At 71.2% G+C, this 11,073-nt stretch carries 8 protein-coding genes and 3 pseudogenes; 5 read left to right on the forward strand and 6 right to left on the reverse strand.

Annotated features, from left to right (window positions below):
• The first annotated feature begins 29 nt into the window (after positions 1-29).
• Positions 30-1,793 (forward strand): histidinol-phosphate transaminase, encoded by a 1,764-nt coding sequence (locus tag AB0H32_RS43035; protein ID WP_361133434.1) that lies wholly within the window; start codon positions 30-32, stop codon positions 1,791-1,793.
• Between the two features lie 99 nt (positions 1,794-1,892).
• Here the strand turns inward: AB0H32_RS43035 and AB0H32_RS43040 are convergent, their stop codons facing one another.
• From AB0H32_RS43040 to AB0H32_RS43050, 3 genes and pseudogenes are all read right to left on the reverse strand, one after another.
• Entirely contained in the window at positions 1,893-3,212 is a 1,320-nt protein-coding gene (locus AB0H32_RS43040) for a family 2 encapsulin nanocompartment cargo protein terpene cyclase (RefSeq protein ID WP_361133437.1), read from the reverse strand.
• A 5-nt stretch (positions 3,213-3,217) separates the two neighbouring features.
• Positions 3,218-4,654 (reverse strand): family 2B encapsulin nanocompartment shell protein, encoded by a 1,437-nt coding sequence (locus tag AB0H32_RS43045; protein ID WP_361133439.1) that lies wholly within the window; start codon positions 4,652-4,654, stop codon positions 3,218-3,220.
• A 190-nt stretch (positions 4,655-4,844) separates the two neighbouring features.
• Positions 4,845-5,039: pseudogene (locus AB0H32_RS43050) on the reverse strand (hypothetical protein); the annotation flags it as partial.
• Between the two features lie 18 nt (positions 5,040-5,057).
• On the opposite strand from AB0H32_RS43050, the pseudogene AB0H32_RS43055 reads away from it, so the two are divergent.
• The 3 genes and pseudogenes from AB0H32_RS43055 to AB0H32_RS43065 all read left to right on the forward strand — a co-directional run.
• Positions 5,058-5,360 (forward strand): annotated as a pseudogene (locus tag AB0H32_RS43055) (Scr1 family TA system antitoxin-like transcriptional regulator); the annotation flags it as partial.
• Between the two features lie 3 nt (positions 5,361-5,363).
• Positions 5,364-5,459 (forward strand): annotated as a pseudogene (locus AB0H32_RS43060) (DUF397 domain-containing protein); the annotation flags it as partial.
• A 106-nt stretch (positions 5,460-5,565) separates the two neighbouring features.
• Positions 5,566-6,327, forward strand: coding sequence for a hypothetical protein (locus tag AB0H32_RS43065; protein ID WP_361133442.1), 762 nt, complete (start codon positions 5,566-5,568; stop codon positions 6,325-6,327).
• A 9-nt stretch (positions 6,328-6,336) separates the two neighbouring features.
• Here the strand turns inward: AB0H32_RS43065 and AB0H32_RS43070 are convergent, their stop codons facing one another.
• The 3 genes from AB0H32_RS43070 to AB0H32_RS43080 form a co-directional block, all read right to left on the reverse strand.
• Positions 6,337-6,990 carry a DUF4360 domain-containing protein gene (locus tag AB0H32_RS43070; RefSeq protein ID WP_361133445.1) on the reverse strand — a complete coding sequence of 218 codons (654 nt, stop codon included), beginning with the start codon at positions 6,988-6,990 and terminating at the stop codon, positions 6,337-6,339.
• A 146-nt stretch (positions 6,991-7,136) separates the two neighbouring features.
• On the reverse strand, positions 7,137-7,454 hold the full coding sequence (locus AB0H32_RS43075; protein ID WP_361133448.1) for a hypothetical protein: 318 nt from the start codon (positions 7,452-7,454) through the stop codon (positions 7,137-7,139).
• Between the two features lie 61 nt (positions 7,455-7,515).
• Positions 7,516-7,974, reverse strand: a complete 459-nt coding sequence (locus AB0H32_RS43080) for an Rrf2 family transcriptional regulator (RefSeq protein WP_361133450.1) — start codon at positions 7,972-7,974, stop codon at positions 7,516-7,518.
• A 75-nt stretch (positions 7,975-8,049) separates the two neighbouring features.
• On the opposite strand from AB0H32_RS43080, the gene AB0H32_RS43085 reads away from it, so the two are divergent.
• Positions 8,050-11,019, forward strand: coding sequence for a beta-galactosidase (locus AB0H32_RS43085; protein WP_361133453.1), 2,970 nt, complete (start codon positions 8,050-8,052; stop codon positions 11,017-11,019).
• Positions 11,020-11,073: the final 54 nt, after the last annotated feature.

Raw genomic sequence — 11,073 nt, forward strand, 5'->3', positions numbered from 1 at the left:
GCACGGGCCACCCTTGGACGGAGGTTCCCTTGCCTGACAACGTCACCTCGTTGTTCCGCAACACCGCCGCGCACAGCCCTTCGATGGCGGCGCTGACGCGGGAGAGCGACGGGTCGGGCCCGGTGGACTTCTGCATCCCGTGCAACCCCTACTTCCCGACCACCGCCATGTTCGAGGAGATGGCGGCCCGGTTGCGCGAGATCGTCACGTACTACCCGAGCGGCGCCGACACCATCACCGCCGAGCTGTGCAGCCTGCTCCAGCTGCCCCCGCAGTGCGTGGCGATGGGCAACGGCTCGACGGAACTCATCACCTGGATCGACCACCTGCTGGTCCGCGAGTCCCTGGCCGTCCCCGTCCCCACCTTCGGCCGCTGGACGGACCAGCCGATGGAGACCGGCAAGCGGGTCGACATGTTCCCGCTCCAGGAGGCGAACGGCTTCGCGCTGGACCTCGCCCAGTACGCGGACTTCATCCGGACACGGGGGACGCGGGTGGCGGTGATCTGCAACCCGAACAACCCGGACGGGGGCTATCTGCGCAAGCAGTCCGTCGTGCAGTTCATGGACGCCATGGCGGACCTTGACCTGGTGATCGTGGACGAGTCGTTCCTGGAGTTCGCCGACGCGGAGGCCGAGCCGAGCGTCGTCCAGGAGGCGATGCTGAGGCCCAACGTCGTCGTCCTGCGCAGCCTCGGCAAGAACTTCGGCCTGCACGGCATACGCTTCGGCTATCTGGTGGCGAACCCGGCCCTGGCCGGCCGGGTCCGCTCGATGCTGCCGAAGTGGAACCTCAACTCCTTCGCCGAGCACGTGGTGTTCATGCTGAAGGAGCACGGCGCGGAGTACGCGCAGAGCCTGATGCAGGTGCGCCGCGACCGCCTGGAGATGGCCAGCCATCTCTCGGCCCTGCCCGGCCTGACGGTCTACCCCTCCCAGGGCAACTTCCTGTTCGTGCGCCTGCCCGTCGGCGCCGAAGGCACAGTGGTCCGGGACCGGCTGCTCACCGAGCACCGGATCCTGGTCCGCGAGTGCGGCAACAAGATCGGTTCGTCCAGCCGCTTCCTGAGACTCGTGGTGCGCCCCCAGGTCGACGTGCGTCGCCTGGTGTCCGGCCTGGAGCAGGTGCTCTACGGGTCCAGGAGGGGAGCCGCCGTACCCGGGCTGAGTACCGGGACCAGCTACAGCTCGGGTACGGCGGCCGTTGACCGGCTGATGAGCGAGACCAACGGGTCCGGCCTGCGCCTCACCGCGGCCGCGCCCGCCCCGGCCGCCGGCACCGGCATGCCGCTCCCCGCCGCCGTACCCCCACCCGGCGGCGGGATGCCGATGCCGGCGGCAGCCCAGGCGCTCCCGATGCAGCAGCCGGTGGCGCCGATGCCGACTCCGGTATCGACTCCGGCGCCGGTACCGGCTCCGGCTGCGATGGCGGCTCCTGTCCCGGCAGCAATTCCGGTGGCCCCTGCACCCGTTCCGATGGCCCCTGCAGCCGCCCCGATGGTCCCGGTGCCGGCCCCCGCGCCGATACCCGCCCCGGCACCGGTCCCGCCGACACCTGTCGCCCCATTTCCCGCCCCTGCCCCAGCCCCTCCCCCCGTCCCTGTTCCGGCTCCGGCCGCCGTGGCCGGTCCCACCCCTCCGGGCGTGCCGGCCCGCGGAGGCCTCACCGCCGCACAGGTGCGCGGCATGACCGCACCGGGAACCCCGGCCCCCGGTCTGACCCCGGCCCCGGCGACCGGCTGGCCCAACGCCCAGAGCTGGCCCAACGCGGCAGGGATGGGACAGGCGGGGTAGCAGGAGTCGGTCCCTGCCGGACGGGTGGCATGTGCCTGCGGCGAAGTGCCGGGCGACCGTCACGGACGACAACGACAACTCCCAGCAGACGACCCGCTTCTACGCCCTCGCCGTCAAGGGGCTGTAGCGGGCGCTGCCCGCGTGCCACTCGCGGTTGCCGCCGAGCCAGGCCCAGGTTCCGGCGAGGAAGCGGCGCAGCTCCGGGGAGCCGGTCAGGCAGAGGGCGGCCGCCTCCGCCTCGAAGGTGTGCATCAGCTCGTTGTGGATCCCGACGGTGCGCTCGACGGCCTCTTCGAGGGAGCAGCCGTCCTCGCCGGCGATCAGCCGGGGCAGGCTGAAGTCCGTCGGGTCCTCCTTGCCCATGGAGTAGAGATCGTTGACGATCACGCTCGCCGTGCCCGCCATGGTGAACGCGCGCCGTACCCGGGGGTCGGCGAACTCGCCGTAGGGGATCTCGTATCCGGCGACCGCGTCGACGAGCACCATGCACGGCACGAAGCTGTTCTCGTGCCGGTGCATCAGGAACTCCCACACGGGCGGGGTGTGCCCGGCGGTGTGCCAGTAGCCCTCCTGGCCGTAGGCGACGAACATGATGGCCAGCTCGTGGCGGAGCCGGCGCACCTGTGAAGTGGTCGCGTACGCGCCCAGGTTGTGCAGGCAGTCGCGCAGGGCCCGCATGACCGGATCCGCCCGTACGACCGCTTCGAGCCGGGGGGCGTGGACGAGGGGCAGATGTGCCTGGTCGACCACCGAGTGGGCGATCGCCAGCCGTCTGCCGAGCAGGTCGTGGCGGGCCTCGGCCGCGTCGCCGTCCACCCAGTGGTCGTCCACGGCCCATTCCGACAGCGCGCACTTGGCCGCCGCGAGCAGCCGGTCGGGTTCGTCGGACTCCGGATGCGCCAGCATGATCAGCCGGCCGAAGTCGGCCGTGCGGATCTTGTCGAGCTGCCCCGGGTAGATCCCGATCTCCTCGGCCCACTCGACCAGGCCCGCGGTGACGGTCTCGCCCAGCGCGGGGTCGTCCCGCACGGCGGGCGGGCAGTGGAGGCCGGGGGCGGGGTCGGACACCGGGTCCACCGCCCGGCGGAGCGCTGCCGCGCTACCGAGGGACGCTGCCGAGGTGCCCAGCCCGGTGGGGCCGGAAGGCAGTACGGCCCCGCAAGGCCGGGGTGGCGCGGGAGGCCGGCCGGTCGCCGCAGGCGGCAGCGGGAGCGGCAGACGCCGTGGGAGGGGCGGTGCGGCGGTGCGGGCGGCGGAGGTGCCCGGCCCGGTCGGCCCCGCGGGCAGTCTCGGCCCGCGCGGCTGAGGCCCGCCGAACGGCCCCCGTACCGGCCCCGGCGGGCCCGACAGCAGGGCGCGCACCAGCCCCGCCACGTCATGGGCCGCGGCGGGCGCCGTGACCCGGGAGATCAGCGACACCGCCGTCAGCTCCCGTTGGTACGGGCGATCTCGACGTTCTCCAGGACGCCGAGGGCGTCGGGCACCAGCACGGCCGCCGAGTAGTAGGTGCTGACCAGGTAGGAGATGATCGCCTTCTCGTCGATGCCCATGAACCGCACGTTCAGGCCCGGCTCCACCTCGTCCGGGATCCCGGTCTGGTACAGGCCGACCACACCCTGGTCGTCCTCACCGGTGCGCATGGCGATGATCGACGACGTGCCCTGCTCGCTGATCGGGATCTTGCCGCACGGCAGCAGCGGCACCCCGCGCCAGGCGGGCAGGTGGTTGCCGTGCAGTTCGACGCCGCCGAAGTAGATGCCCCGCTTGTTGCACTGGCGCCCGAAGGCGGCGATCGCCTTGGGGTGGGCGAGGAAACAGCGGGTCTTGCGCCGCATGCTCAGCAGCTCGTCCAGGTCGTCCGGGGTCGGCGGACCCGAGTAGGTGGAGATCCGCTGGTCGAAGTCGGCGTTGTGGAGCAGGCCGAACTCCGGGTTGTTGACCAGCTCGTGCTCCTGCCGCTCGCGCAGGGCCTCGATGGTCAGGCGCAGCTGCTGCTGCGTCTGGTTCATCGGCTCGTTGTAGAGGTCGGCGACCCTGCTGTGCACCCTCAGCACGGTCTGCGCCACGCTCAGCTCGTACTCGCGCGGCGCGAGTTCGTAGTCGGCGAAGGTCTGCGGCAGGGTCTCCTCGCCCACGTGCCCCGAGCTGAGCACGATCGCCGCCTCGCCCGAGCGGTTCAGCTTGCGGTGCCCGTTGGAACTGATCTGCTGCACGTGCGTCCGCAGCGCCTCGTGGCGGTCGGCGACCGTCTTGTACGCCGTCAGCGGCAGCGCGAGCACCGTGGCCGGGGTCGCCGCGCGGGCCGTGAAGTCCCACTTCTTGGCCTGTCCGGCCAGCAGCCGGCCGCCGAACGTGTCCCCGTCGGCCAGCAGCCCGATCACGGTCTCGTCGCCGTACGGTCCCTCGCCGATCTTCTCGACCTTGCCGTGCGCGATCAGGTACACGTGGTCGGCCTTGCGGCCCTCGTGCACGATGATCTGGCCCGGCGCGAACTCCTTCTGCACGAACCTGTCGGCCAGCGCGCCGAGCACGTCGCTGTCGCAGAAGCCGCGCAGCAGCGGCAGTTCGCCCAGTTCGGCGGGGACGACCTGGACCTTCGAGCCGGTCTTCACGAAGGACACCCGGCCGTCGCCGACGGTGTACGACATCCGCCGGTTGACCCGGTAGGTCGCTCCGGGCACGTTCACCCACGGCAGCATGCGGGTCGCCCAGCGGGAGCTGATGCCCTGCATCTGGGGCTCGGACTTGGTGGTGGTGGCGAGATTGCGTGCCGCCGCGGTGCTGAGGCTCTGCTGTCCCCGCTGCTGGGCCGACCCTGCGTCCGGGCCTGCCGCCGGTGCTGTCGCCGTGTCGAGTGGCATGACTCTCCCTCGTCTCCCGTGGCACAAGAGGTCGCGACGACCCGTCGTCGTCACACTGCGTGCACAGAACTATCAGAGGCGCCGTCACGTTGAGTAAGGGAAACAGGCGGCGCACGAAGGGAGTCCGGCCCGCAGTCTGCGCTCCCGTGCGCCCCGATCAGCGAGAGACGCTGCTCAGATCGATCGGAGGTCAACCCATGGGACGGCGGCACCCGTGAAGGTGGCAAACACTCACAGTAGTCGACTGTGAGGACGTAAGTACTGCGCGTCCACCGCCCGTCGGCGGCAGGTCGACCTCGGCGCGCACGGTCCTGCCCGGCGGGTCACGGTCGACCACCTCCCAGCGGTCGGCCAGGACATCGACGAGCAGCTGTCCGCGCCCCGCGGCAGCGAGGAGCAAAGGCTCGTGTTCTCCAAACCCACGCCGGCGAGCGTTGAGTTGGGCAGGCGAATGCCGCATCCCGCGTTCGTGGAGCGGGCGGAGGAGGCGTTGGGGAATACAGGCGCCTCGAGGCGCGCGGCGGAGCACTTGGCTCGGCAGCCGGGGTTGGCGGCTTGGTTCGGGCAATGGGCCCGGCTGGACGCGGAAGCGATCAGCCCCTACACCTACGAATGCCGACTCGCACCAGGGCTGTTGCAGACCGAGGCCTACGCGCGAGCCGTGAGCAGTTACAGCGGCTCGCAGGGCGACGACTGCGTCGAAGTCGCCCTGGACCGGCACGAGTCCACGTACAGCAGCGCCGACGGCGACTGCACGGAGGTCGCCACCTGCCCCACCATCATCCACATCCGCGACTCGAAGTACCGGCAGGGCCCCAGCCGGCCCTCTCCCCCACCACCTGGGCCGACTTCCTCACGTACGCCGCGAGGTGACCTTCGGGACCCGATCCCCCGCCACTATGCTCCCCGGCATGACCATCAACGGGACCCTGGCCGACATCCTCGATCGCGGTGCCGCCGCGACCGAGTCGGAGCAACTGCTCGCCGCTCTCGCGGACCGCGGGGTGTACGTCCCCGTGCAGGGGAACGGTTCCGTGCTGTTCCTGCAGAACAGCGAGGACGGCACGCCCGTCCTCCCCGGCTACGTCAGCGAGGCGTGCTGTGCCGAGCAGTTGCCGCAGGCCGCCGGAGCGGTCCACTGCGACGCCCTGCGGCTGCTGGACATCTCCCAGCAGACCGGGGTCGCCGTCCTTGCGCTCCACTCGGCCACGAACTGGGCGCGGGTGCCGCTGCCGCTGCTGTCCCAGACGCTGCGCGAGCGGGGTCAGCAGGTGGGAGGGCAGGAGCTGAAGCTCACCTGGTCGGCACATCCCGTCGCGGTGGCGCTGCGGGATGCCCTCGCCCAACGGGTGGGCCGGTTCCCGGCCGTCCGTACGGTCTGGGTGTCGCAGGCGCGGCGCATGGACACCGGCTTCGAGCATCTGATGCTGCACGTGGCCGTGGACGAGCCGCTGCCGTCGGCCTCCGCGCACCGGCTGATGGAGACACTGCTCGCCGAGGACGTCGTGCTTCCCGACGGCGCTCCTCAGGTGGGCCTGCTCGCCCTGAACACCACCACGCACGCGGCGACGATCGCCGAACTGGAGCGCATGGGCCTGGACACCGTACGGTCCGATTCCGCCACCGGGCGCGTCGAAGTGGTCTCCCGGGAGTTCGACGCGCCACGGCAGTGATCGGCTAGGTCACTTGCTCGGGCACTGCTTCCACGCGAGGTGGTACACCGTGCTGATGTCCCCGTCGGTCGAGTCCATCGTCATGAAGCTGACCTTGCCCGGTGAGGTGCTGCCCGCATTCACCCGCAACTCGGTGTTGATGTTGAAGTTGCGCAGCACTCCGCAGGGGGACCAGACCAGTTGGGCCCAGTCGGTGCTGTCGGTGGCCTGCCAGTCGTCGTTGTAGGCGCCGCTGAAGGGGTGGGTCCTGGACGCCGTGTTCGAGGAGCCCTGGAAGTAGTACGACGCCTTCTGGGTGGCGGACGCGCCCGGCTGGAGCGAGAGGAAGCCCCGGTAGTCCGCGCTGGCGACCGCGTAGGTGAAGCCCTGCGGGACGTGGACGACCAGGTTGAGCTGGCAGTTCTTGCGGAAGGCCGTGGGATCGGAGTTGCCGCCGGCCTGGGCCAGGTAGTTGCTGTAGGTCACCGTGAAGGCGGTGTTGTCCGGGGACACGGCGACTGCGGCCGTTCCCGCGGGACAGCCCGAGCCGTTCACCGTGGCGACGTCGATGACGATCTTGTCCGGTGGCGGGTCGTCGAAGACGGGGGACGAGGAGGTCGAAGCGGGTATCGCGGTGGTGAGCAGAGCGGCTAAGGCACCGCTCAGCAAGAGTCCACCAGCCATGGTCTCTCCCGGTTGTCGAGTGGGGGGTTTCGGCCTCCGATCCGTCCGTTCAACTTTGAAGGATCTGTGCGGAAACTGTGAAGGAGGGGGAGGCGAGGGAATCGTAGGAAGCCCCGTGCCGACCCGGGAGGGCGAACTCCGGCCATTCACTTCGGGCTGTTCACACCCCGGCCGACGGGCCCCGGGCCGGTGACCAGGACGCGGCGGGCGATTGGCTCCTGGTCTCCGTCCCCCTGCACACCTTCCTGCAGGCGCTCGCCGAGAAGGCCGCCGACGACGCCTGCCGCCGCCCCCAGGAAGCCGTCCGGGCCCTGCGCAGGCCCAGCGAGGAAACGCCCGGCCCGCTGGTCCTCCAGGACCCGGACAGCAGCCTCCGCATCGTGCTGGACCCCGGCCTGCCCCAGGAGGCCTACCAGCAGCTTCTCGCCCTCGATCTCACCCGGTTCCGCCTCGGCCCCGTGCACTACGACACCGCCCGGTCCCGCTGGTCCTCCGAGCTCGACGAGGCGGACCCCCGCCGAGGGATCACGGGTTCTCCCAGGCCGCCGGTTCCGCCGCCAGTGTGCGGACCGGCTCCGGCAGGGCGTCCGCCGCCAGGTCGGCGATGGTGACGCCCTCCAGGATGCGGCGCACGTTGGCGCGCAGGGCGATCCACAGGGGCAGCAGCGGCTGTGCGGTTCCCGTGTACGACAGGCCCGTCGGGCGTTCGCCGCGTACCGACACGATCGGGCCGTCCACCCCACGGATGACGTCCGCCACAGTGATCGCGGCGGCGGGCCGGGCCAGCCGGTAGCCGCCGCCCCCGCCACGCCGACTGTCGACGATTCCGGCCCGTCGGAGATCGCCCAGGATGCCTTCCAAAAACTTGTGCGGAATGTCCTGTACGGCGGCGATTTCCTCTGCCTTCACCGGGCCGTCGCTCTGGCGTACGGCCAGCTCCAGCACCGCCCGTACCGCGTAATCCGCCCGTGCCGAGATCCTCATGGGTCCATTGTGGGGCGTATCTCCATGGACAATGGCCGGACCGCGCCCCCGTAAGATCGCCCGGGAGGATCCACCTTGGCGCTCAGCAGACGTACCTTCAGTGCCCTGGCCGGCTCGGCCGCGCTCGGCTTCGCCCTGGGCGGCAGCGGCGGCCCCGGGGCCTCATCGGCCTACGCCGCGCACAGTGTGCCGACCGGCCCGGCGCCCGCCCCGCCGCGCGTCGACGGGGAGCATCACACCATCGGGTACGACCAGTACTCGCTGCTGGTCGACGGGCGGCGGCTGGTCGTGTGGTCCGGCGAGATGCATCCCTTCCGGCTGCCCAGCCCCTCCCTGTGGCGGGACGTGCTGCAGAAGATGCGGGCGCACGGGTACAACGCCGTGAGCATCTACGTGGCGTGGAACTACCACTCGCCCGCGCCGGGGCAGTACGACTTCTCCGGTATCCGGGATCTCGACCTGTTCCTGCGCATGGCCGCCGAGACCGGGCTGTACGTGATCCTGCGGCCCGGCCCGTACATCAACGCCGAGGTCGACGGCGGCGGCTTCCCGGGCTGGCTGACCGCGACGAAGGGGACGGCGCGCACCGCCGACCCCGCCTACCTGGCACACGTGGACGAGTGGCTGACCCAGGTGAACCGGATCGCCCGCCGGCACCTGTTCACCCAGGGCAAGGGCACGATCCTGCTCTACCAGATCGAGAACGAGTACGACGCCCACGTCCACGAGGCAACCGGACGGGACTACATGTCCCACTTGTACAAGAAGGTCCGGGCCGACGGGATCGACGTACCCCTCTTCCACAACGACAAGGGCCGCAACGGCCACTGGACGCCGGGCTCCTTCGACACCGGCGGCGAGAGGGGCGGCTGGCTGTACGGCTTCGACGGGTATCCGTCGCCGACGCAGACGCCGCCGGACTGGGGACACTTCGGGCCCGGCGGGCTCACCGGCGGGGCCACCGCCTCGCCGCGCACGCCCGGGTTCGTGCCCGAGTTCGGGGGCGGCTGGTTCGACCCGTGGGGCGGGGCCTGGTTCGACGGCAAGGGGTACGCCGAGTCGCGGCGCACCCGGGACTCGGCCTACGAGCGCCGCTTCTACCTGACCAATCTCGCCAACGGCCTCACCCTGCACAACGTGTACATGACCTTCGGCGGGACGTCGTGGGGCTGGCTGCCCGCGCCCGTCGTCTACACGTCGTACGACTACGGGGCGGCGATCGACGAGGGCCGCAACGTCACCGAGAAGATCGCGCCGATGCACACGCTCGGGCATCTGCTGCAACGTGTTCCCGACTTCGCCCGCCTCGACCGGGCGGCGGAGGTGAAGGCGCCGGGGCTGAAGGTCTACCACCTGACCAACCCGGACACCGGCACCCATGTGTACGTGGCCCGCAACGACGGGAGCGAGCAGGTCACCACCGACCTGCCCACGGACGCGGGGCGGCTGCCGATCACCGTGCCCGCGCGTGACGCCCGCATGCTGACCACCGGACTCCCGCTCGGCGATCGGACGCTGAAGCACTGCACCGCCCAGCCCATGCTGTGCATGACGGTCGGGCGGCAGGACATCGCGGCGTTCACGGGGCGCTACGGCGACATGGCGGACCTGGTCCTGAAGTGCCCCGAGGAGCCCGTCGTCACCCGGCTCGACGCGGAGGCCGCGTGGGCGTACGACAGCAACGAACTGCACGTCAACGCGCCCCTCGGGGTGGGCGGTCTCACCCGCGTGATGGTCGAGAAGGGGGAGAGCGACACCCCGCTGCTGCTGCTCTTCGCCAACGACGCCACCTCCGTGCGGATCTTCCCGTACGACACCCCGTCCGGCGCCCTGCTGGTGTACGGCCCGGCCCTGCTGCGCCACGCCGAGCTGCGCGGCTCCGAGGTGCATCTGACCGGTGACATCACCGGGACGACCAGCATCGAGGTGTGGGGGCCGCGCGGGATCGCGAGCCTGGTGTGGAACGGCCGCACGGTGCCGACCCGGGTGACGATGTCCGGCAGCCTGATGACCACCGGGATGCTGCCCGCCGCGCCCGAGGTGCAGCTGCCCGCGCTGGGCGGCTGGCGGGTGCGGACCGAGAACCCGGAGGCCGGGCCGAACTTCGACGACTCCTCCTGGAAGGTCGCCGACAGGACGTCCTCGTACAGCGTCACCCCGGTCCCGAAGGGCCGGCCGGTGCTGTTCGCCGACGACTACGGCTTCCACTACGGGGACGTCTGGTACCGGGGGACGTTCACGGACGCCTCCGGCATCGAGGAGGTCTCGCTCGCCTACAGCACCGGTACGCAGGGCCTGCTGATGGCGTGGCTGGACGGGGAGCCGCTGGGCACCCACCGGATGCCGGTGCCGGACAAGGACACCACGGCCAGGAAGGGCAGCTGGGACGCCACCGCAGCCTTCCCCGTGCGGGAGCGGCTGCGCACGCCCGGCCGGCACGTGCTGTCGGTCCTCGTCCGGCGGATGCAGCGCGACATGGACGGCAAGTCGCTCGACACCCACAAGGCGGCCCGTGGGCTGACCGCGGCCCTCTTCAAGGGAGCCTCGCCCGAGGTGACGTGGCGCATCCAGGGCGAGGCGGCGCCGGACCCGGTGCGCGGGCCGATGAACAACGGCGGCCTGTACGGCGAGCGGGAGGGCTGGCACCTGCCCGGCTTCCCCGACCGGGACTGGGAGGCGGTGACCTTCCCGCGGGCCGAGCGGCGGCAGGGCGTGACCTGGTACCGGACGACGTTCCGGCTGTCCGTGCCGGCCGACATCGACGCCTCGGTCGGCCTGACCCTGCAGGACGACCCGTACCGGGCCTACCGGGCGCAGATCTTCCTCAACGGCTGGAACATGGGCCAGTACATCAACAACGTCGGCCCGCAGCACACCTTCGTCCTTCCGAACGGGATCCTGCGCACCCGGGGCACCAACACGCTCGCCCTGGCGGTCCTCTCGGAGTTCACCACGCTGTCCGGCCCCGGGAACGTCCAGCTGACCCTGCTGGGCCGGGCGACCGGGGGGACACCGGTGACCGCGATGCCCTCCCCCGGCCGCTGAGTGTCCGCTCCGTCAGGAGTGCCGCTTCCGTCCCGGTCGCCACGGAAGGGGCGC

Source organism: Streptomyces sp. NPDC020362 (assembly GCF_040642095.1).
Lineage (GTDB): Bacteria > Actinomycetota > Actinomycetes > Streptomycetales > Streptomycetaceae > Streptomyces.

Coding starts and splice junctions, on each gene's coding strand:
- AB0H32_RS43045 (WP_361133439.1), bottom strand. CDS start 4,654: ATGCCACTCGACACGGCGACAGCACCGGCGGCAGGCCCGGACGCAGGG.
- AB0H32_RS43065 (WP_361133442.1), top strand. CDS start 5,566: ATGACCATCAACGGGACCCTGGCCGACATCCTCGATCGCGGTGCCGCC.
- AB0H32_RS43070 (WP_361133445.1), bottom strand. CDS start 6,990: ATGGCTGGTGGACTCTTGCTGAGCGGTGCCTTAGCCGCTCTGCTCACC.
- AB0H32_RS43080 (WP_361133450.1), bottom strand. CDS start 7,974: ATGAGGATCTCGGCACGGGCGGATTACGCGGTACGGGCGGTGCTGGAG.